We start from the raw sequence: 20667 nt of genomic DNA, 5'->3' as shown, positions 1-20667 counted from the left end.
CGGGTGAAAGCCCACTGCCAACCCGGATGGAGTGAATAATGAAAGGCATGCTCGCTGATCTGTTCAAGCAAACCCTGCCGCAAGAGGAAGAGTTCGACGCGATTACCGTCGGCCTCGCCTCGCCCGACAAGATCCGCTCGTGGTCCTACGGCGAAGTAAAGAAGCCGGAGACCATCAACTACCGTACCTTCAAGCCGGAGCGCGACGGTCTGTTCTGCGCCAAGATCTTCGGCCCGGTGAAGGACTACGAATGCCTGTGCGGCAAGTACAAGCGCCTCAAGCACCGTGGTGTCATCTGCGAAAAATGCGGCGTCGAAGTGACGCTGTCGAAAGTGCGCCGCGAGCGCATGGGCCACATCGAGCTGGCCAGCCCGGTCGCGCACATCTGGTTCCTGAAGAGCCTGCCGAGCCGTCTCGGCATGGTGCTCGACATGACCCTGCGCGACATCGAACGTGTGCTGTATTTCGAAGCCTTTGTGGTGGTCGAGCCGGGCCTGACCCCGCTGCTGCGCGGTCAGTTGCTGACCGAGGACGACTACCTGGCCAAGGTCGAGGAGTTCGGTGACGACTTCGACGCCCTGATGGGCGCCGAGGCCGTGCGCGAACTGCTGCGCACGCTCGATCTCAACCACGAAGTCGAGAAGCTGCGTGGCGAACTCGAGTCCACCGGCTCGGAAGCCAAGGTCAAGAAGTTCTCCAAGCGCCTCAAGGTGCTTGAAGCCTTCCAGACCTCCGGCATCAAGCCCGAGTGGATGATCCTCGAAGTGCTGCCGGTGCTGCCGCCGGACCTGCGTCCGCTGGTGCCGCTGGATGGTGGCCGCTTTGCGACCTCGGATCTGAACGATCTGTATCGCCGCGTCATCAACCGCAACAACCGCCTCAAGCGTCTGCTCGAACTGAAGGCGCCGGACATCATCGTGCGCAACGAAAAGCGCATGCTGCAGGAATCGGTCGACTCGCTGCTCGACAACGGTCGTCGCGGCAAGGCCATGACGGGCGCCAACAAGCGTCCGCTCAAGTCGCTGGCCGACATGATCAAGGGCAAGGGCGGTCGTTTCCGTCAGAACTTGCTGGGCAAGCGCGTCGACTACTCGGGCCGTTCGGTTATCGTGGTCGGCCCGCAGCTCAAGCTGCACCAGTGCGGCCTGCCGAAGCTGATGGCGCTTGAGCTGTTCAAGCCCTTCATTTTCAACAAGCTCGAACTGCGCGGTCTGGCCACCACCATCAAGCAAGCCAAGAAGATGGTCGAGAGCCACGAGCCGGTGGTGTGGGACATCCTCGAAGAGGTGATCAGCGAGCACCCGGTGATGCTAAACCGCGCGCCGACGCTGCACCGTCTGGGTATCCAGGCCTTCGAGCCGGTACTGATCGAAGGCAAGGCCATCCAGCTGCATCCGCTGGTTTGCGTTGCGTTCAACGCCGACTTTGACGGTGACCAGATGGCCGTCCACGTTCCGCTGTCGCTTGAAGCGCAGATGGAAGCGCGCACGCTGATGCTGGCTTCGAATAACGTGCTGTCGCCCGCCAACGGCGAGCCGATCATCGTGCCGTCGCAAGATATCGTGCTGGGCCTGTACTACGCCACGCGTGAAGGTGTGAACGAGCTCGGCGAAGGCATGAAGTTCGCAGACGTGGCCGAGGCCCGTCGCGCATACGAGTCTGGCAATGCTTCCCTGCATGCCAAGGTTTCGGTGCGTCTGAACACGATCGAGTTCGGTGCCGAAGGCGAGCGCATTCCGGTGACACGTCGTTATGAAACGACCGTTGGCCGTGCGCTCATGTCGGAGATCCTTCCGGCTGGTCTGCCGTTCAGCGTGATCGACAAGGCGCTGAAGAAGAAAGAGATTTCCCGCCTGATCAACGCGGCCTTCCGTCGCTGCGGTCTGAAGGAATCCGTCGTCTTTGCCGACAAGCTGATGCAGTACGGCTTTACGCTGGCGACCCGCGCCGGTATCTCGATCTCGATCAAGGACATGCTGGTGCCGGGCGAGAAGGATCGCCTGATCGCCGCCTCCGAGGCTGAGGTCAAGGACATTGCCGACCAGTACACTTCGGGTCTGGTGACCGATGGCGAGCGTTACAACAAGGTCGTCGATATCTGGGGTCGTTGTGGTGACCAGGTCGCGAAGGCGATGATGGACCAGCTCGGCCAGGAAGAAGTGGTCGATCGCGACGGCAACACGGTCAAGCAGGAGTCGTTCAACTCCATCTACATGATGGCCGACTCCGGCGCGCGTGGTTCTGCTGCGCAGATCCGCCAGTTGGCTGGTATGCGTGGTCTGATGGCCAAGCCGGACGGCTCGATCATCGAGACCCCGATCACGACCAACTTCCGTGAAGGTCTGAACGTTCTGCAGTACTTCATCTCCACGCACGGCGCCCGTAAGGGTCTGGCAGATACGGCGCTGAAGACTGCGAACTCGGGTTACCTCACCCGTCGTCTGGTCGACGTGACGCAGGATCTGGTCGTGACCGAAGATGATTGCGGTACGCGTGAAGGCTTCGTCATGAAGGCCCTGATCGAGGGCGGCGAAGTTGTCGAGCCGCTGCGCGAGCGCATCCTGGGTCGTGTTGCAGCGGAAGATCTGGTGAATCCGGATACGCAGGAAACCGTGATCGAGGCCAGCACGCTGCTGACCGAAGACATGGTTGAGCTGATCGACAGCCTCGGTATCGACGAGGTCAAGGTCCGCACGGCGCTGACCTGCGAAACGCGCTTTGGTATCTGCGGCAAGTGTTATGGCCGCGATCTGGGCCGTGGTTCCGACGTCAACGTCGGCGAGGCAGTTGGCGTCATCGCTGCCCAGTCGATCGGTGAGCCGGGTACCCAGCTTACGATGCGTACCTTCCACGTCGGTGGTGCTGCGTCGCGTGCTGCCGTTGCAAGCGGTGTCGAGGCCAAGTCGGCCGGTACCATCCGTTTCGCCGGCAACATGCGCTACGTCACCAACGTCAAGGGCGAGAAGGTCGTCATTGCCCGTTCGGCCGAACTGGTCGTGGCAGATGACATGGGCCGCGAGCGCGAGCGTCACAAGCTGCCGTACGGCGCGATGCTGTTCGTTGATGACGGCATGACCGTCAAGGCCGGCGGGCAGCTCGCAACGTGGGACCCGCACACCCGTCCGATCATCACCGAGTACTCCGGTACGGTGAGGTTCGAGAACGTGGAAGAGGGCTCCACGGTTGCCAAGCAGATCGACGAAGTCACTGGTCTGTCGACGCTGGTCGTGATCGATGCCAAGCGTCGTGGTTCGGGGTCGACCGTCAAGGCGTCGCGTCCGCAGGTCAAGCTGATCGATGATCAGGGCCAGGAAGTGCGCATCGCAGGCTCCGAGCATGCGGTCGCCATCACCTTCCAGGTGGGCTCGATCATCACCGTCAAGGACGGTCAGCAGGTCGGTGTGGGTGACGTGCTTGCACGTATTCCCCAGGAATCGGCCAAGACCCGTGACATCACCGGTGGTCTGCCGCGTGTGGCCGAGCTGTTTGAGGCGCGTGCGCCGAAGGATGCTGGCGTGCTGGCCGAGTTCACCGGCACTGTGTCGTTCGGCAAGGACACCAAGGGCAAGCAACGCCTGGTGATCACCGAGCCGGATGGCACGTCGCACGACTTCCTGATCCCGAAAGACAAGCACCTGATGGTTCACGATGGTCAGGTGGTGAACAAGGGCGAACTGATTGTCGATGGTCCGGCCGATCCGCACGACATCCTGCGTCTGCAGGGTATCCCGGCTCTGGCGCGTTACATCATCGACGAAGTGCAGGACGTCTATCGTCTGCAGGGCGTGAAGATCAACGACAAGCATATCGAAGTCATCGTGCGTCAGATGCTGCGTCGGGTGGTCATCACCGATCCGGGCGACACGCGCTTCATCCGTGAAGAGCAGGTCGAGCGTTCTGACGTGTACGAAGAGAACGACAAGATGGTCGCCGAAGGCAAGTTGCCGTCGAACTACGACAACGTTCTGCTCGGCATCACGAAGGCCTCGCTGTCGACCGATTCGTTCATCTCCGCAGCTTCCTTCCAGGAAACCACGCGGGTGCTGACCGAAGCCGCAATCATGGGCAAGCGCGACGAACTCCGTGGTCTGAAGGAGAACGTCATCGTTGGTCGTCTGATCCCGGCCGGTACCGGTATGGCCTACCACCGCAACCGTCGTGTGCAGAAGGCGGGTGGCGATCTCGGTGGCGATCATGCCTGGCCTGGCTTCGACGAAGCGGTTGCGGAGAACGCCGCCGCAAGCGCTGCAGCCGAGGGCGAAGCGTCGCAGGATGTTCAGGCCGGTTGACGCAGGGCTTGTGCCGGAATAGAATCCGGCCTCTTTGTGCGGAATGGCCCATATTGCCTGTTCCGCCGCGGAACAATCCGTCCGAGGTGGCGTGCGCGCCGCCTCGGACCATTTGAAAGACTGACTACTATGCCTACTATCAATCAGCTCGTCCGCAAGCCGCGGGAAAAGGTTGTCGTCAAGAGCAAGGTGCCGGCCCTTGAGGCTTGCCCGCAGAAGCGCGGCGTGTGCACGCGCGTCTATACGACGACTCCGAAGAAGCCGAACTCCGCGCTGCGTAAGGTTGCGAAGGTGCGTCTGACGAACGGCTTTGAGGTCATTTCGTATATCGGTGGTGAAGGCCACAACCTGCAGGAGCACTCGGTTGTGCTGATCCGTGGCGGCCGCGTCAAGGATTTGCCGGGTGTCCGTTACCACATCGTTCGCGGTTCGCTTGACCTCCAGGGTGTCAAGGATCGCAAGCAGTCCCGCTCCAAGTACGGCGCCAAGCGCCCGAAGCAGGCCTGATCCACGCTTACAGACATTAGTCAGAGGTCGTTATGCCCCGTCGTCGCGAAGTACCGAAGCGCGAAATCCTGCCGGACCCGAAGTTCGCTTCCCAGGATGTCTCCAAGTTCATCAACGTGATCATGCAATCCGGCAAGAAGTCGGTTGCCGAGCGCATCGTCTACGGTGCTTTTGATCACATCTCCGGCAAGGCTGGCAAGGATCCGCTGGAGGTGTTTGCGGCTGCGGTCACCAACGTCAAGCCGGTGGTTGAGGTCAAGAGTCGTCGCGTCGGTGGCGCAAACTACCAAGTGCCGGTTGAAGTGCGTCCGTCCCGCCGTATGGCGCTGTCGATGCGCTGGCTGCGTGAGGCGGCTCGCAAGCGTGCCGAGAAGTCGATGGCCCAGCGTCTGGCCGGTGAACTGCTCGAGGCTGCCGAAGGCCGCGGTTCCGCGATGAAGCGTCGCGAAGAAGTGCACCGTATGGCGGAAGCAAACAAGGCATTCTCGCACTACCGTTTCTGATTCTTTGAAACGGTAGTGACTCGGGCCCGACAAGGGCTCGATTGCTTTGTACGGCAGGAATTTCACGCGCCCACGAGGCGCATAGACAGAAGGCAGGATTATCGTGGCTCGCAAGACTCCCATTGAGCGCTATCGCAACATCGGCATCTCCGCGCACATCGACGCCGGCAAGACGACGACGACCGAACGCATCCTTTTCTATACCGGCGTGAGCCACAAGATTGGCGAAGTGCACGACGGCGCTGCGACCATGGACTGGATGGAGCAGGAGCAGGAGCGCGGTATCACCATTACCTCGGCTGCCACGACCTGCTTCTGGAAAGGTATGGATCAGCAGTACCCCGAGCATCGTTTCAACATCATCGATACCCCGGGGCACGTGGACTTCACCATCGAAGTTGAGCGCTCCATGCGTGTGCTCGATGGTGCGTGCATGGTTTATTGCGCCGTCGGTGGTGTTCAGCCGCAGTCCGAGACTGTCTGGCGTCAGGCCACCAAGTACAAGGTTCCGCGCCTTGCCTTCGTCAACAAGATGGACCGTCAGGGCGCCAACTTCTTCAAGGTCGTCGAGCAGATGAAGCTCCGCCTGAAGGCGAGTCCGGTTCCGATCGTGATTCCTATCGGTGCCGAAGAGGGTTTCCGGGGTGTTGTCGACCTGCTGAAGATGAAGTCGGTGATCTGGGATGAGGCCAGCCAGGGCATGAAGTTCGAGTATCAGCCGATTCCGGCTGAGCTGCAGGCTGAAGCCGAGAAGTGGCGCGAGCAGATGGTCGAGGCTGCTGCCGAGGCATCCGAAGACCTGATGAACGAGTACCTCGAGAACGGCGAGTTGTCCGAGGAGAAGATCGTTCTGGGTCTGCGTACCCGTACCATCGCCTGCGAAATCCAGCCGATGCTGTGTGGCACTGCGTTCAAGAACAAAGGCGTGCAGCGCATGCTCGACGCCGTGATCGAACTGCTGCCTTCGCCGATCGATATCCCGCCTGTTACCGGTGTGGATGACGACGAGAAGCCGGTTACCCGCAAGGCGGACGACTCCGAAAAGTTCTCTGCACTGGCATTCAAGCTGATGAGTGACCCGTTCGTCGGTCAGTTGACCTTCGTGCGTGTGTACTCCGGCGTTCTCGAGTCCGGCGCGACGGTGCTGAACTCGATCAAGAACAAGAAGGAGCGCATCGGCCGAATTCTGCAGATGCACGCCAACGAGCGCGCCGAGATCAAAGAAGTTGTGGCCGGTGACATCGCCGCCTGCGTGGGTCTCAAGGAAGTGACGACGGGTGAGACGCTGTGCGATCCGTCTGCGCCGATCATCCTTGAGCGCATGATTTTCCCGGATCCGGTGATTCACATTGCCGTCGAGCCGAAGACCAAGAGCGACCAGGAAAAAATGGGTATCGCGCTCGGTCGTCTGGCTCAGGAAGATCCGTCTTTCCGCGTGCGCACCGACGAAGAGTCCGGTCAGACCATCATTTCCGGTATGGGCGAGTTGCACCTTGAGATTCTGGTTGACCGCATGAAGCGCGAATTCAACGTTGAAGCCAACGTTGGTGCGCCGCAGGTTGCCTATCGCGAAGCGATTCGCAAGCCGGTCGAGCAGGAAGGCAAGTTCGTCAAGCAGTCCGGTGGTCGCGGTCAGTACGGCCACGTGTGGATCAAGCTCGAGCCGAACGAAGCCGGCAAGGGTTACGAGTTCGTGGATGCGATCAAGGGTGGTGTGGTTCCGCGCGAATACATCCCGGCGGTCGACAAAGGTCTGCAGGATACGCTGCCGAATGGCGTGCTGGCCGGCTTCCCGGTGGTTGATGTCAAGGTCACGCTGTTCGACGGTTCCTACCACGACGTTGACTCGAACGAAAACGCGTTCCGCATGGCTGCATCGATGGCGTTCAAGGACGCCATGCGCAAGGCCAGCCCGGTTCTGCTTGAGCCCATGATGGCCGTGGTTGTCGAAACCCCGGAAGAGTACATGGGTAACGTCATGGGTGACCTTTCCGGTCGTCGTGGCATCGTGCAGGGCATGGACGACATTCCGGGCGGAATGAAGGAAATCAAGGCCGAGGTTCCGCTGGCCGAGATGTTCGGCTACGCGACGCAGATGCGCTCGTTGTCGCAGGGCCGTGCCACGTATTCCATGGAATTCAAACACTACTCCGAGGCGCCGAAGAACGTCGCCGAGGCAGTGATCAACAATCGCACTAAGTAAGCTCAGAGATCGAGAGAGGACTGAATAATGGCTAAGGGCAAGTTTGAACGTACGAAGCCGCACGTGAACGTAGGCACGATTGGCCACGTTGACCATGGCAAGACGACGCTGACGGCTGCGATCACGACGATTCTGTCGAAGAAGTTCGGCGGCGAAGCGAAAGATTACGCGTCGATCGACAGCGCGCCGGAAGAGAAGGCACGCGGCATCACGATCAACACCGCGCACGTCGAGTACGAGACCGAGGCGCGTCACTACGCCCACGTCGACTGCCCGGGCCACGCCGACTACGTCAAGAACATGATTACCGGTGCTGCGCAGATGGACGGCGCGATTCTGGTGTGCTCGGCCGCTGACGGCCCGATGCCGCAGACGCGTGAGCACATTCTGCTGGCTCGCCAGGTTGGCGTGCCGTACATCATCGTGTTCCTGAACAAATGCGACATGGTCGACGACGAAGAGCTGCTCGAACTCGTCGAGATGGAAGTTCGCGAGCTGCTCTCGAAGTACGACTTCCCGGGTGACGACATCCCCATCATCAAGGGTTCGGCTCTGAAGGCCCTCGAAGGTGACCAGTCGCCGATCGGCGAGCCGGCCATTTTCGAACTGGCTGCAGCGCTCGACAGCTACATCCCGACCCCGGAGCGCGCGATTGACAAGCCGTTCCTGCTGCCGATCGAAGACGTGTTCTCCATCTCCGGTCGTGGCACCGTCGTGACCGGTCGTGTCGAGCGTGGCATCGTCAAAGTCGGTGAAGAGATCGAGATCGTCGGCATCAAGGCCACCGTCAAGACCATCTGCACGGGCGTGGAAATGTTCCGCAAGCTGCTCGACCAGGGTCAGGCTGGCGACAACGTCGGCGTGCTGCTGCGCGGCACCAAGCGTGAAGACGTCGAGCGTGGTCAAGTGCTGTGCAAGCCGGGTTCCATCACCCCGCACACGCACTTCACGGGCGAGATCTACGTGCTGAGCAAAGAAGAGGGTGGTCGTCACACTCCGTTCTTCGCCAACTACCGCCCGCAGTTCTACTTCCGTACGACGGACGTGACTGGTGCGATCACGCTGCCTGAAGGCACCGAGATGGTGATGCCGGGTGACAACGTGTCGATCACGGTGAAGCTGATTGCTCCGATCGCCATGGAAGAAGGTCTGCGCTTCGCGATCCGCGAAGGCGGCCGTACCGTTGGCGCCGGCGTCGTGGCGAAAGTCATCGAGTAATACCAATACTGCCCGGCGTCGCGAGGCGTCGGGCGCTTTGCTCTTTTTGCTCTTTAGGAACAAACATGCAGAACCAGAAAATCCGCATCCGCCTCAAGGCTTTTGACTATCGTCTGATCGATCAGTCCGCCCTGGAAATCGTCGAGACCGCCAAGCGCACCGGCGCCGTCGTTCGTGGCCCCGTGCCGCTGCCGACCCGCAAAGAGCGTTTTGACGTGCTGCGCTCGCCGCACGTAAACAAGGCTTCGCGCGATCAGTTCGAGATCCGTACCCACCAGCGTTTGATGGATATCATTGACCCGACGGAAAAGACGGTTGATGCGCTGATGAAGCTGGATCTTCCGGCTGGTGTGGATGTGGAGATCAAGCTCCAGTAAGAATGTTCGCATGCTTGCATGCGAGATCGAAAGGCCGGTATAATCCGGCCTTTGCGCTTTTCGGCGCAATTTGGTAGTCCCTAAACGGTCCTGGTCAATCGAAACCGGGGTTCAGGAGAAAAAAATGAGTCTAGGCCTTGTTGGTCGCAAGGTCGGCATGACTCGCATCTTTGCTGAGGATGGTCGTTCCATCCCGGTGACGGTGCTTGACGTGTCGAACAACCGTGTGACCCAGATCAAGACGCCCGAAACCGACGGTTATGCCGCGGTTCAGGTTGCGTTTGGTTCGCGTCGCGCAAGCCGCGTGAGCAAGTCGCTTGCCGGTCACTACGCCAAAGCTGGTGTAGAGGCAGGTAGCGTTCTGAAAGAATTCACCGTCGAAACCGACAAGCTCGCCGCGCTCAAGCCCGGCGATGTTGTTGCTGCCGACATCTTTGCCGTTGGTCAGATGGTTGACGTCACCGGCACTTCTATCGGCAAGGGGTTTGCGGGCGCCATCAAGCGTCACAACTTCTCGTCGAACCGCGCCTCGCACGGTAACTCCATCTCCCACAATGCGCCGGGTTCCATCGGTATGGCGCAGGATCCGGGTCGTGTATTCCCGGGTAAGCGGATGGCGGGTCATCTGGGTGCGGTCACATGCACGACGCAAAGCCTTGAGGTTGTGCGCGTGGATGTCGAGCGTCAGTTGCTCCTGGTCAAAGGGGCTGTGCCGGGATCGAAGGGTGGCGACGTGATCGTCCATCCGGCGGTCAAGGCCAATAGCTGAGCGGGGGTGAAATGGAACTGAAGCTCCTGAACGAACAGGGCCAAGAGGCTTCGATGCTGCAAGTGTCGGATTCGCTGTTCGGACGTGATTACAACGAAGCGTTGGTGCACCAGATCGTGGTGGCCTATATGGCCAATGCGCGCTCGGGTAACCGACAGCAGAAAGGCCGCGACGACGTCAAGCACTCGACGCGCAAACCGTGGCGTCAGAAGGGTACGGGTCGTGCTCGCGCCGGTATGTCGTCGAGCCCGATCTGGCGTGGAGGTGGTCGTGCCTTCCCGAATTCGCCGGACGAGAACTTCACGCATAAGGTCAACCGCAAGATGTATCGCGCCGGCGTTGCGACGATTCTGTCGCAGCTCGCCCGTGAAGATCGTCTTGCCGTCATCGACAGTCTCGAGCTCGAGGCGCCGAAGACCAAGCTGCTGACGCAGAAACTGAAGGGCATGGGTCTCGACTCGGTGCTCGTCATCACCGATCAGTTCGACGAGAACCTGTTCCTGTCTTCGCGCAACCTGCACAACGTGCTCGTGCTCGAGGTGTCTGAGGCGGATCCGGTTTCGCTGGTCAATTTCGCCAAGGTGCTGGTCACCAAGGGTGCGCTGGCCAAGATGGAGGAGGTCTGGCAATGAGTGGATTTAGCCAAGAGCGTCTGATGTTGGTGCTGCTCGCGCCCCAGATCTCCGAGAAGGCGACCCAGCTCGCCGACCAGAACGGGCAGGTAGTGTTCAAGGTTCATTCTTCGGCCACCAAGCCGGAAGTGAAGGCCGCTGTCGAGCTGTTGTTCAAGGTCGAGGTTAGCGCGGTGAACATTGCCAACGTCAAGGGCAAGGAAAAGCGTTTCGGTCGCACGATCGGTCGCCGCAAGGGCTGGAAGAAGGCCTTCGTGAGCCTCAAGTCGGGCCAAGAAATCAACTTCGCGGCCGGGGAGTAAAGACATGGCAATCGTTAAAGTCAAACCTACTTCTGCTGGTCGCCGCGCGGTCGTCAAGGTCGTCAACCCCGATCTGCACAAAGGTCGTCCGTTTGCGGCCCTGGTCGAGAAGCAGACCAAGAATGCAGGCCGTAACAACAACGGTCGCATCACGGTGCGTCACCAGGGTGGCGGTCACAAGCAGCACTATCGTGTCGTCGATTTCCGTCGCAACCGCGATGGCATCGTTGCCAAGGTCGAGCGTCTTGAGTATGACCCGAACCGTTCGGCCAACATCGCGCTGATCTGCTACGCCGATGGTCAGCGTGCCTACATCATCGCGCCGAAAGGGCTCGAAGTTGGCCAGCAGGTCGTGAGCGGCTCAGAGGCGCCGATCAAGCCGGGTAACACGCTGCCGATTCGCAATATTCCGGTCGGTACGACGATTCATTGCATCGAGTTGCAGCCGGGCAAAGGTGCTCAGATGGCGCGTGCCGCCGGAGCGTCTGTCCAGTTGCTCGCACGGGAAGGCTCTTACGCTCAGGTTCGCCTGCGTTCGGGTGAGGTCCGTCGGGTGCACGTTGAATGCCGCGCCACCATTGGTGAGGTCGGCAATTCCGAGCACTCCTTGCGCAAGATCGGCAAGGCCGGTGCCAACCGCTGGCGTGGCATCCGCCCGACGGTGCGAGGTGTCGCGATGAACCCGGTCGATCACCCGCACGGCGGTGGTGAAGGCCGTACGGGCGAAGGCGGTGTTCCGCGCAGTCCGTGGGGTCAGCCGGCCAAGGGATACCGTACGCGGAGCAACAAGCGCACGGACAAGATGATCGTGCAGCGCCGCTACAAGCGATAAGAGGTAAAAGATGGCACGTTCCGTAAAAAAGGGACCGTTTGTTGACGGTCACCTGCTGAAAAAGGTGGATGCGGCGCGCACGTCCAACGACAAGCGCCCCATCAAGACCTGGTCCCGCCGTTCGACGGTCCTGCCCGACTTCGTCGGTCTGACGATCGCGGTGCATAACGGTCGCCAGCACGTTCCGGTATTCATTTCCGAGAACATGGTCGGCCACAAGCTCGGCGAGTTCGCGCTCACGCGTACCTTCAAAGGTCACGCTGCGAGCAAGAAGGCGAAGAGGTAAGGGGAAAACATGGAAACCAAAGCGATTCTCCGCGGTGTCCGCCTGTCTGCCCAAAAAGGCCGACTGGTTGCTGACATGGTGCGAGGCAAGCCGGTTGATCAGGCGCTGAGCATTCTCGCCTTCTCACCGAAGAAAGGTGCCGAGATCATCCGCAAGGTGGTCGAGTCCGCGATTGCCAATGCCGAGCACAACGACGGTGCCGATATCGATACCCTGAAAGTCACGACGATCATGGTCGAGGAAGGCACTTCGCTGAAGCGCTTCACTGCGCGTGCGAAAGGTCGGGGCAACCGCATTCTCAAGCCCACCTGCCATATCTACGTGTCGGTCGGGGAGTAAGGAGCAACTATGGGTCAGAAAATTCATCCGACCGGGTTCCGTCTCGCGGTTACGCGCGACTGGTCCTCGCGCTGGTTCGCTCCGACGGGCGATTACGCAAAGATGCTTGGTGAAGACATCAAGGTTCGCGACTTCCTCAAGAAGCGTCTTGCGCATGCCTCCGTCGGTCGCGTCATCATCGAGCGCCCGGCCAAGAACGCACGCATTACGCTGTTCAGTGCTCGTCCTGGTGTGATCATCGGCAAGAAGGGTGAGGACATCGAGACGCTCAAGCGCGAACTGCAGGGCATCATGGGTGTTCCGGTTCACGTGAACATCGAGGAAGTCCGCAAGCCCGAGGTTGATGCTCAGCTGATCGCTGACTCGATTGCTCAGCAGCTCGAGAAGCGGATCATGTTCCGTCGCGCCATGAAGCGCGCGATGCAGAACGCCACGCGTCTCGGCGCGCAGGGTATCAAGATCATGAGTTCCGGCCGCCTTAACGGCGCGGAGATTGCCCGTACCGAGTGGTATCGCGAAGGTCGCGTGCCGCTGCACACACTGCGTGCGGACATCGATTACGGCTTCTCCGAGGCAAAGACCACCTACGGCATCATCGGCATCAAGGTGTGGGTGTACAAGGGTGAGATGCTCGGTCGCAATGAAAAGCCTGCTGCGGTAGAGGGTGAAGGCGAGGTTCGCAAGGCGCGTCGCGCGCCGCGTTCCGATGCACCTGATGGTCGCGCTCCCAAGCGCGCCGGCCGTCGAGCAGATCAACCGGATGCCGACAAGAGCGGCGCACGTACGAAGAAATCGGGAGTAGACGATGCTGCAGCCGTCGAGAAGGAAGTATCGTAAGGAACAGAAGGGCCGTAACACCGGCGTCGCCACTCGTGGTGCGAAGGTCAGTTTCGGTGAGTTCGGCCTTAAGGCGGTTGGTCGTGGTCGTCTGACTGCTCGTCAGATCGAGTCCGCCCGTCGTGCGATGACCCGTCACATCAAACGTGGCGGTCGTATCTGGATCCGCGTGTTCCCGGACAAGCCGATCTCCAGCAAACCTGCCGAAGTCCGTATGGGTAACGGTAAGGGTAACCCGGAGTACTGGGTTGCTGAGATTCAGCCGGGCAAGGTGTTGTACGAAATGGATGGCGTCAGCGAAGAACTCGCCCGCGAAGCGTTCCGGCTTGCTGCCGCGAAACTTCCGCTTGCGACGGTTTTCGTGCATCGCCACTTGGGGTGATCTGATGAAAGCAAGTGAACTTCGCGCCAAAGGCGTAGAGGAATTGGACAAGGAGTTGCTCGAGTTGCTGAAGGCGCAGTTCTCTCTGCGTATGCAACACGCGACTCAGCAACTTGGCGATACGACCCAGCTGCGCAAAGTGCGTCGCGATGTGGCCCGTGTCCGTACCCTGTTGCGTGAAAAGGCGGTGCAGAAATGACCGAACAGACTCAAAGCGTACGTCGCACCCTGGTGGGGCGCGTCGTGAGTGACAAGATGCAGAAGACCGTGACCGTGCTCGTCGAGCGTCGTGTGAAGCACGAGCTTTACGGCAAGATCATGACGAAGACTGCGAAGTACCATGCACATGACAGCGAAGAGCTGGCTGGCGCTGGAGATCTTGTCGAGATTGAAGAGTGCCGTCCGATTGCCAAGACTGTTGCTTGGCGTGTTGCGAAGGTGTTGGAGAAGGCGCGCGTCATCTGATCGCCTTTTTTACTGCCGAGCAGTTTAATGGCTTGCGGATTTGATATTCCGCCATTATACTGCTCGGTCTTCGCTTCTGTAATTCCGCCCCTGGCAGGGCATCCCACCCGAACGGGTTCCAAGACTGACCGCTCCGGCGGGAAAAGTTGGAGATAAATTCATGATTCAAATGCAGTCCATGCTGGATGTGGCCGATAACTCTGGCGCGCGTTCGGTGATGTGTATCAAGGTTCTTGGTGGTTCCAAGCGTCGCTATGCCGGCATTGGGGACATCATCAAGGTCAGCATCAAGGATGCTGCTCCGCGTGGTCGCGTGAAGAAGGGTGATGTCTATAGTGCGGTGGTTGTGCGTACCGCCAAGGGCGTTCGTCGCCCGGATGGCTCGCTCGTCAAGTTCGACGGCAACGCCGCAGTCCTGCTTAACAACAAGCTCGAGCCGATTGGTACCCGTATCTTCGGACCGGTCACCCGTGAGCTGCGTACCGAGAAGTTCATGAAGATCGTCTCGCTCGCGCCCGAAGTGCTCTGAGAGGTTTTGCGATGAACAAGATCCGTAAAGGTGATGAAGTAGTGGTCCTGGCCGGTAAGGACAAGGGCCGTCGTGGCGCCGTGCTGCGTCGCGTCGATGATGAGCGCGTGCTCGTCGAAGGCGTGAATCGCGTTAAAAAGCACGTGCGTCCGAATCCGATGAAGGGCGAAACGGGTGGCATCATCGAGAAAGAGATGCCGATCCAGGTTTCCAACGTTGCCCTGTTCAACCCGGCCGCTCAAAAGGCCGATCGGGTTGGCTTCAAGGTGCTTGAAGATGGTCGTAAAGTCCGCTTCTTCAAGTCGAACGGCGAACTGGTTGACGCCTAAGGGAGTGACGATGGCGCGCTTGAAAGAGTTTTATAAAGACACGGTTGTTTCGGAGCTGACTTCGCGCTTCGAGTACAAGTCGGTCATGGAGGTGCCCCGCATCACCAAGATCACCCTGAACATGGGTGTTGGTGAGGCGGTTGGCGACAAGAAGATTCTCGAGAATGCGGTGGCTGACATGGCCAAGATCGCCGGTCAGAAGCCGGTGGTGACCAAGGCTCGGAAGTCCATCGCGGGTTTCAAGATCCGTGACGGTTATCCGATCGGTTGCATGGTCACGCTGCGCGGTCCGCAAATGTTCGAGTTTCTGGATCGTCTGGTCGCTGTGGCAATCCCGCGTATCCGCGACTTCCGCGGTATTTCCGGGAAAGGCTTCGATGGTCGTGGCAACTACAACATGGGCGTCAAAGAGCAGATTATTTTCCCGGAGATCGAGTACGACAAGATCGATGCTCTCCGCGGGATGAACATCAGCATCACGACGACCGCGAAATCCGACGAGGAAGCGAAGGCGCTGCTCGCGGCGTTCAAGTTCCCGTTCAAGAATTGAGGCTGTTATGGCGAAATTGGCTCTGATCAATCGTGAGGAAAAGCGTAGCAAGCTGGTGGCAAAGTATGCCGCTAAGCGCGCCGCGCTGATCGCCCAGATCAAGGACAGCAAGCTGTCCGAAGAGGAGCGCATGGTTGCGCGCTTGAAGCTGCAGCAGCTTCCGCGCAATGCGAGCCCGGTCCGCGGTCGCAATCGTTGCACGCTCACCGGTCGCCCGCGTGGTGTGTTCCGCAAGTTCGGTCTGTGTCGCAACAAGCTGCGTGAACTCGCGTTCCGCGGCGAAGTGCCCGGCGTGACCAAGGCGAGCTGGTAAGGGGGGTATGAAATGAGTATGTCCGATCCGATCGCCGACATGCTGACACGCATCCGTAATGGACAGCAGGCTCAGAAAGTCACGGTCACGATGCCGAGCTCGAAACTGAAGATCGCAATTGCGAAGGTTCTTCAGGACGAGGGCTACATCGATTCCTATTCGGTGCGGGAGAACGGCGGCAAGCCGGAACTTGACATCGGTTTGAAGTATTACGCCGGCCGTCCGGTCATCGAGCGCATTGAGCGCGTGAGCCGCCCAGGTCTTCGTATCTACAAGGGTAGCGACAAGCTTCCGCGCGTCATGAACGGACTGGGTGTGGCCATCGTGTCGACTCCCCGGGGCGTCATGACCGACCGTGCGGCCCGTGCCGGCCGCGTCGGTGGCGAAGTCATCTGCTACGTCGCCTAAGGAGTAAGCATGTCTCGTGTAGCGAAGAATCCGGTCGCGCTCCCGAAGGGTGTGGAAGCGACGATCAGCGCGGGTCAGGTCACCGTAAAGGGGCCTCTCGGCGTGCTGACCCAGCAGTTCAGCAATAACATCACGATCGAACGTGATGGTGAAGCCTTGGTGTTCGCGCCGCGTGAAGGCGCAGCGAATGGCCACGCCATGTCGGGTACCGCTCGTGCAGTGGTGAACAATATGGTGCTTGGCGTCAGCAAGGGCTTTGAAAAGAAGCTCACGCTGGTCGGTGTCGGTTATCGCGCCCAAGCCCAAGGCGACAAGCTGAATCTGTCGCTGGGTTTCTCTCACCCCGTCGTGCATCAGATGCCGGCTGGTGTGAAAGTGGAGACGCCAACCCAGACCGAGGTCCTCATCAAGGGGATCGACAAGCAGCAAGTCGGCCAAGTTGCGGCTGAAGTGCGGGCATATCGCCAGCCTGAACCCTATAAGGGTAAGGGCGTCCGTTACGCGGACGAGGTGATCGTGCTCAAGGAAACCAAGAAGAAGTAAGGGCGGTTTTCATGAACAAAAAACTAGGTCGTCTGCGTCGTGCCCGCAAAACCCGGGCCAAGCTCGCGGAACTGAAAGCAGTGCGTCTCACGGTGTTCCGGACGAACGCGCACATTTATGCGCAAATCATCTCGGGCTGCCGTTCGAAGGTGCTCGCCTCTGCTTCCACGGTGGAAAAAGATGTCCGCGCCCAGCTCAAGTCCGGTGCGAACAAGGAAGCCGCCACGGTGGTCGGCAAGCTCATCGCCGAACGCGCCAAGGCTGCCGGCATCGAGCAGGTCGCGTTCGATCGTTCCGGTTTTCTTTATCACGGTCGCGTCAAAGCGCTGGCCGATGCAGCCCGCGAAGGCGGACTGAAGTTCTAAGCGAGGATTCGTATGGCCAAGCAACAAAGCAAACGAGCGCCTGGAGCTGAAGAGCGCGACGACAACATGCGCGAGAAGATGGTTGCCATCAATCGCGTGACGAAAGTCGTCAAGGGTGGTCGCATCCTCGGTTTCGCAGCGCTGACCGTGGTCGGTGACGGTGATGGCGGTATCGGCATGGGTAAGGGCAAGTCCCGCGAAGTGCCGGTCGCTGTGCAAAAGGCAATGGACGAGGCTCGCCGCAAGATGGCGAAAGTTGCCCTGCGCAATGGCACCCTGCAGCACACCGTGATCGGCCACCATGGCGCCGCTCGCGTGCTGATGCAGCCTGCTCCTAACGGCACCGGCATTATTGCGGGTGGTCCGATGCGCGCGGTGTTCGAGGTGATGGGCGTGACCGATGTGATCTGCAAGTGCATCGGTTCGACCAACCCTTACAACGTCGTGCGTGCAACGATCAGCGGCCTGCTCGCAATCAGCACGCCGGCGGAAATTGCTGCCAAGCGCGGCAAATCCGTCGAAGAGATTCTGGGGTAAGCGATGTCCGACAAGAAGATCAAGGTCACGCTCGTTAAAAGCGTGATCGGTACCAAGCAATCGCACCGCGCGACGGTTCGTGGCCTGGGCCTGCGTCGACTGAACCACTCGGTCGAACTGCAGGACACGCCCGAAGTGCGCGGCATGATCAACAAGGTTTCGTACCTTGTGAAGTCCGAGGGTTGATATGCGACTGAATTCCATTAAGCCCGGTGAGGGCTCCAAGAAGGCCGTACGTCGCGTTGGACGCGGCATCGGTTCTGGTTTGGGCAAGACTTGCGGTCGTGGCCACAAGGGTCAGAAGTCCCGTACGGGCGGTTTCCACAAGGTCGGCTTTGAAGGCGGTCAAATGCCGCTGCAGCGCCGTCTGCCCAAGCGTGGTTTCGTGTCGCTGACGCGTGCTCGCAATGCGGAAGTGCGTCTGTCCGAGATCGACAAGCTGCCGATCGACGAAATCGATCTGCTGGTGTTGAAGCAGGCTGGCGTGATTCCGGCGGATTCTCTTTCGGCCAAAGTCATCCTGTCGGGTGAGATCGGTCGCAAAGTAACCCTGCGTGGTGTTGGTGCCACCAAGGGTGCGCTCGCGGCGATCGAAGCCGCCGGCGGCTCCGTCTCGGCCGAATAAGGCAAGGAAAGCACAGTGGCAAACACCGCAGGCACCTTGGGTAGCACCGGGCGTTTCGGAGATCTCAAGCGTCGCTTGTTCTTCGTGCTCGGTGCGCTCATCGTCTATCGTCTTGGTGCGCACATTCCAGTGCCCGGCATCGACCCGGAGCGGCTCGCAGAGCTGTTCCAGTCGCAAGCTGGTGGCATCCTGGGGGTGTTCAACCTCTTTTCGGGCGGTGCGCTGTCGCGTTTCACGATTTTCGCGCTGGGCATCATGCCGTACATTTCGGCGTCCATCATCATGCAGCTTCTGACGGTGGCAGTTCCGTCGCTGGAGCAGCTGAAGAAGGACGGCGAAGCTGGCCGACGCAAGATCACGCAATACACGCGGTACGGGACGTTGGTGCTGGCTCTGGCTCAAGCGATCGGAATTTCGATTGCACTTGAGACGCAGGCTGGGCTGGTGCTCGATCCGGGCTTGATGTTCCGCTTTGTGACCGTGGCAACGCTGGTGACCGGCACCATGTTTCTGATGTGGCTGGGTGAGCAGATCACCGAGCGCGGTATCGGAAACGGGATTTCGCTGATCATTTTCGCCGGCATCGTGGCGGGGTTGCCCAGCGCTATCGCTGGTCTGTTCGAGCTGGTACGTACCGGTGCAATGCATCCCTTCACGGCGCTCGTGATCTGCGTGCTGGTGGTGGTGGTTACTGGCTTCGTGGTGTTTGTTGAACGCGGTCAGCGCAAGATCCTGGTGAACTACGCCAAGCGTCAGGTCGGCAACAAGGTGTATGGCGGGCAGAGCTCGCATCTGCCTTTGAAGCTGAACATGGCTGGTGTGATTCCGCCGATCTTTGCGTCGAGCATCATCCTGTTCCCGGCAACGCTCGGTCAGTGGTTCGGAGCTTCTGAGGGCATGACTTGGCTGCGCGACATTTCGTCGACGCTGGCTCCGGGGCAACCGATTTACGTAATGCTGTACGCGCTGGCGATCATCTTCTTCTGCTTCTTTTACACGGCATTGGTGTTCAACCCCCGTGAGACTGCAGACAACCTGAAGAAGAGCGGTGCGTTCGTGCCGGGTATTCGTCCGGGTGACCAGACGGCTCGCTACATCGAGAAGATCCTGACGCGCCTCACCATGGTCGGCGCGATCTACATCACTCTCGTGTGCCTGTTGCCGGAGTTTCTGATCCTGCGCTGGAATGTGCCGTTCTATTTCGGTGGCACCTCACTGCTGATCATCGTGGTGGTGACGATGGATTTCATGAACCAGGTGCAGTCGCATGTGATGTCGCACCAGTATGAAAGCCTGTTGAAGAAAGCGAACTTCAAAGGCGCCGGTTTGCCCTCCAGGTGAGCAAATGGCGAAGGAAGACGTAATCGAGATGCAGGGGGAGGTACTTGAAAACCTCCCGAACGCGACGTTCCGCGTGAAGCTTGAAAACGGACACGTTGTACTCGGATACATCTCCGGGAAGATGCGCATGCACTACATCCGGATTCTTCCGGGCGACAAGGTAACGGTTCAACTTACGCCGTATGACCTGAGCAAAGCCCGGATCGTGTTCCGGACGAAGTAATTCAAGATATTAGGAGCAATAAAATGAGAGTCCAAGCTTCTGTCAAGCGGCTGTGCCGCAACTGCAAGGTCGTTCGTCGCAAAGGCGTGGTTCGCGTCATCTGCACGGATCCGCGTCACAAGCAGCGTCAGGGTTGATCTCCGCGCTGCCTAAGATTACAATTTAACGTTTCGCTTTTTGGGGTATAGCCGAATGGCACGTATCGCTGGGGTCAACATTCCCAACCATAAGCACGTCGAGATCGCGCTGACTGCCATTTTTGGCATTGGCCGCACCCGTGCCCAGAAAATTTGCGACGAGTCCGCTATTGCCCGTTCGGTCAAGGTCAAGGATCTGACCGAGTCGGACATGGACCGTCTCCGTGATGGCGTTGCGAAGTTCGTCGTAGAAGGCGATCTTCGTCGTGAAGTCACGATGAACATCAAGCGTTTGATGGACCTCGGTTGCTACCGTGGTTTCCGCCACCGCCGTGGTCTGCCGATGCGTGGTCAGCGTACTCGCACGAATGCTCGTACTCGCAAGGGTCCGCGCAAGTCCATCGCCGGCAAGAAGAAGTGATCAGGGGTTAATAAATGGCTAAGACTGCTGCGAAGGTTCGCAAGAAGGTCAAGAAGAACGTTGCCGAGGGTATCGCCCACGTTCACGCGAGCTTCAACAACACCATCATCACGATTACCGACCGCCAGGGCAATGCCCTGTCGTGGGCGACCTCGGGTGGTGCCGGTTTCAAGGGCTCGCGCAAGAGCACTCCGTTTGCGGCGCAGGTCGCTGCGGAGGCCGCCGGCAAGGCTGCCCAGGAATGCGGCATCAAGAACCTCGAGGTTCGTATCAAGGGCCCCGGCCCGGGTCGTGAATCGGCCGTGCGTGCGCTCAACTCGATCGGCATCAAGATTTCCAGCATCACGGATGTCACGCCGGTTCCGCACAACGGTTGCCGTCCGCCCAAGAAGCGTCGTATCTGAC

Annotated in this window: 31 protein-coding genes; all 31 read left to right on the top strand. The window is 59.6% G+C overall.

From position 1 onward, the window contains the following. Positions 1-38 precede the first annotated feature (38 nt). Complete coding sequence (gene rpoC / locus AC6H0N_RS13785; RefSeq protein ID WP_497574702.1) at positions 39-4289, top strand: DNA-directed RNA polymerase subunit beta'; 4251 nt, start codon at positions 39-41, stop codon at positions 4287-4289. Positions 4290-4418: 129 nt separating this feature from the next. Further along, a complete protein-coding gene (gene rpsL / locus AC6H0N_RS13780) occupies positions 4419-4796 on the top strand; it encodes a 30S ribosomal protein S12 (RefSeq protein WP_497574701.1) in 378 nt (125 codons plus the stop codon). Positions 4797-4828: 32 nt separating this feature from the next. Further along, positions 4829-5299 carry a 30S ribosomal protein S7 gene (gene rpsG, locus AC6H0N_RS13775; protein ID WP_497574700.1) on the top strand — a complete coding sequence of 157 codons (471 nt, stop codon included), beginning with the start codon at positions 4829-4831 and terminating at the stop codon, positions 5297-5299. Positions 5300-5402: 103 nt separating this feature from the next. Continuing rightward, positions 5403-7502 (top strand): elongation factor G, encoded by a 2100-nt coding sequence (fusA, locus tag AC6H0N_RS13770; RefSeq protein WP_497574699.1) that lies wholly within the window; start codon positions 5403-5405, stop codon positions 7500-7502. Positions 7503-7529: 27 nt separating this feature from the next. After that, positions 7530-8720 carry an elongation factor Tu gene (gene tuf / locus AC6H0N_RS13765; protein ID WP_497574698.1) on the top strand — a complete coding sequence of 397 codons (1191 nt, stop codon included), beginning with the start codon at positions 7530-7532 and terminating at the stop codon, positions 8718-8720. A 65-nt stretch (positions 8721-8785) separates the two neighbouring features. Then, complete coding sequence (rpsJ, locus tag AC6H0N_RS13760; protein WP_102246069.1) at positions 8786-9097, top strand: 30S ribosomal protein S10; 312 nt, start codon at positions 8786-8788, stop codon at positions 9095-9097. A 124-nt stretch (positions 9098-9221) separates the two neighbouring features. Next, positions 9222-9866, top strand: coding sequence for a 50S ribosomal protein L3 (gene rplC / locus AC6H0N_RS13755; RefSeq protein WP_497574697.1), 645 nt, complete (start codon positions 9222-9224; stop codon positions 9864-9866). An 11-nt stretch (positions 9867-9877) separates the two neighbouring features. Next, the gene (rplD, locus tag AC6H0N_RS13750; protein ID WP_497574696.1) at positions 9878-10498 is read left to right on the top strand and encodes a 50S ribosomal protein L4; all 621 of its coding nucleotides are present in this window, start codon (positions 9878-9880) and stop codon (positions 10496-10498) included. Next, positions 10495-10800 (top strand): 50S ribosomal protein L23, encoded by a 306-nt coding sequence (rplW, locus tag AC6H0N_RS13745; RefSeq protein ID WP_497574695.1) that lies wholly within the window; start codon positions 10495-10497, stop codon positions 10798-10800. The genes rplD and rplW overlap by 4 nt, the downstream gene beginning before the upstream one ends. Before the next feature lie 4 nt (positions 10801-10804). After that, the gene (rplB, locus tag AC6H0N_RS13740; protein WP_497574694.1) at positions 10805-11632 is read left to right on the top strand and encodes a 50S ribosomal protein L2; all 828 of its coding nucleotides are present in this window, start codon (positions 10805-10807) and stop codon (positions 11630-11632) included. 10 nt (positions 11633-11642) lie between these two features. Next, a complete protein-coding gene (rpsS, locus tag AC6H0N_RS13735; RefSeq protein WP_497574693.1) occupies positions 11643-11918 on the top strand; it encodes a 30S ribosomal protein S19 in 276 nt (91 codons plus the stop codon). A 9-nt stretch (positions 11919-11927) separates the two neighbouring features. Then, the gene (gene rplV, locus AC6H0N_RS13730) at positions 11928-12257 is read left to right on the top strand and encodes a 50S ribosomal protein L22 (RefSeq protein WP_497574692.1); all 330 of its coding nucleotides are present in this window, start codon (positions 11928-11930) and stop codon (positions 12255-12257) included. A gap of 9 nt (positions 12258-12266) precedes the next feature. After that, entirely contained in the window at positions 12267-13094 is an 828-nt protein-coding gene (rpsC, locus tag AC6H0N_RS13725) for a 30S ribosomal protein S3 (RefSeq protein ID WP_497574691.1), read from the top strand. Beyond that, on the top strand, positions 13063-13476 hold the full coding sequence (gene rplP / locus AC6H0N_RS13720; RefSeq protein ID WP_497574690.1) for a 50S ribosomal protein L16: 414 nt from the start codon (positions 13063-13065) through the stop codon (positions 13474-13476). The genes rpsC and rplP overlap by 32 nt, the downstream gene beginning before the upstream one ends. A 4-nt stretch (positions 13477-13480) precedes the next feature. Next, positions 13481-13675, top strand: a complete 195-nt coding sequence (gene rpmC / locus AC6H0N_RS13715) for a 50S ribosomal protein L29 (RefSeq protein ID WP_497574689.1) — start codon at positions 13481-13483, stop codon at positions 13673-13675. Beyond that, positions 13672-13941, top strand: coding sequence for a 30S ribosomal protein S17 (gene rpsQ, locus AC6H0N_RS13710; protein WP_497574688.1), 270 nt, complete (start codon positions 13672-13674; stop codon positions 13939-13941). The genes rpmC and rpsQ overlap by 4 nt, the downstream gene beginning before the upstream one ends. Before the next feature lie 160 nt (positions 13942-14101). Continuing rightward, positions 14102-14470: a 50S ribosomal protein L14 gene (rplN, locus tag AC6H0N_RS13705; RefSeq protein ID WP_497574687.1), complete on the top strand. Its 369-nt coding sequence runs from the start codon at positions 14102-14104 to the stop codon at positions 14468-14470. Between the two features lie 11 nt (positions 14471-14481). Further along, positions 14482-14799 (top strand): 50S ribosomal protein L24, encoded by a 318-nt coding sequence (gene rplX / locus AC6H0N_RS13700; protein ID WP_497574686.1) that lies wholly within the window; start codon positions 14482-14484, stop codon positions 14797-14799. Between the two features lie 10 nt (positions 14800-14809). Further along, positions 14810-15349, top strand: coding sequence for a 50S ribosomal protein L5 (rplE, locus tag AC6H0N_RS13695; protein ID WP_497574685.1), 540 nt, complete (start codon positions 14810-14812; stop codon positions 15347-15349). Between the two features lie 7 nt (positions 15350-15356). After that, a complete protein-coding gene (rpsN, locus tag AC6H0N_RS13690; protein ID WP_497574684.1) occupies positions 15357-15662 on the top strand; it encodes a 30S ribosomal protein S14 in 306 nt (101 codons plus the stop codon). A 12-nt stretch (positions 15663-15674) separates the two neighbouring features. Continuing rightward, entirely contained in the window at positions 15675-16070 is a 396-nt protein-coding gene (gene rpsH / locus AC6H0N_RS13685) for a 30S ribosomal protein S8 (RefSeq protein ID WP_497574683.1), read from the top strand. Positions 16071-16079: 9 nt separating this feature from the next. Beyond that, positions 16080-16613, top strand: a complete 534-nt coding sequence (rplF, locus tag AC6H0N_RS13680) for a 50S ribosomal protein L6 (RefSeq protein WP_497574682.1) — start codon at positions 16080-16082, stop codon at positions 16611-16613. 11 nt (positions 16614-16624) lie between these two features. Then, positions 16625-16978 carry a 50S ribosomal protein L18 gene (gene rplR, locus AC6H0N_RS13675; protein WP_497574681.1) on the top strand — a complete coding sequence of 118 codons (354 nt, stop codon included), beginning with the start codon at positions 16625-16627 and terminating at the stop codon, positions 16976-16978. A 12-nt stretch (positions 16979-16990) separates the two neighbouring features. Continuing rightward, the gene (gene rpsE / locus AC6H0N_RS13670; protein ID WP_497574680.1) at positions 16991-17515 is read left to right on the top strand and encodes a 30S ribosomal protein S5; all 525 of its coding nucleotides are present in this window, start codon (positions 16991-16993) and stop codon (positions 17513-17515) included. A 3-nt stretch (positions 17516-17518) separates the two neighbouring features. Next, positions 17519-17701 carry a 50S ribosomal protein L30 gene (gene rpmD, locus AC6H0N_RS13665; RefSeq protein ID WP_497574679.1) on the top strand — a complete coding sequence of 61 codons (183 nt, stop codon included), beginning with the start codon at positions 17519-17521 and terminating at the stop codon, positions 17699-17701. 1 nt (position 17702) lies between these two features. Next, entirely contained in the window at positions 17703-18140 is a 438-nt protein-coding gene (gene rplO / locus AC6H0N_RS13660; protein ID WP_497574678.1) for a 50S ribosomal protein L15, read from the top strand. 15 nt (positions 18141-18155) lie between these two features. Beyond that, positions 18156-19481: a preprotein translocase subunit SecY gene (gene secY / locus AC6H0N_RS13655; protein ID WP_497574677.1), complete on the top strand. Its 1326-nt coding sequence runs from the start codon at positions 18156-18158 to the stop codon at positions 19479-19481. 4 nt (positions 19482-19485) lie between these two features. Continuing rightward, the gene (gene infA / locus AC6H0N_RS13650) at positions 19486-19704 is read left to right on the top strand and encodes a translation initiation factor IF-1 (protein WP_497574676.1); all 219 of its coding nucleotides are present in this window, start codon (positions 19486-19488) and stop codon (positions 19702-19704) included. Between the two features lie 23 nt (positions 19705-19727). Then, entirely contained in the window at positions 19728-19841 is a 114-nt protein-coding gene (rpmJ, locus tag AC6H0N_RS13645; RefSeq protein ID WP_497574675.1) for a 50S ribosomal protein L36, read from the top strand. A gap of 55 nt (positions 19842-19896) precedes the next feature. After that, positions 19897-20262: a 30S ribosomal protein S13 gene (gene rpsM, locus AC6H0N_RS13640; RefSeq protein WP_497574674.1), complete on the top strand. Its 366-nt coding sequence runs from the start codon at positions 19897-19899 to the stop codon at positions 20260-20262. A gap of 14 nt (positions 20263-20276) precedes the next feature. Then, positions 20277-20666: a 30S ribosomal protein S11 gene (rpsK, locus tag AC6H0N_RS13635; protein WP_497574673.1), complete on the top strand. Its 390-nt coding sequence runs from the start codon at positions 20277-20279 to the stop codon at positions 20664-20666. Position 20667 lies beyond the last annotated feature (1 nt).

It is taken from the genome of Pseudazoarcus sp. NS34 (assembly GCF_059703725.1).
Note: the sequence above shows the minus strand (reverse complement) of the source record. Positions and strands in the feature narration are given on the sequence as shown.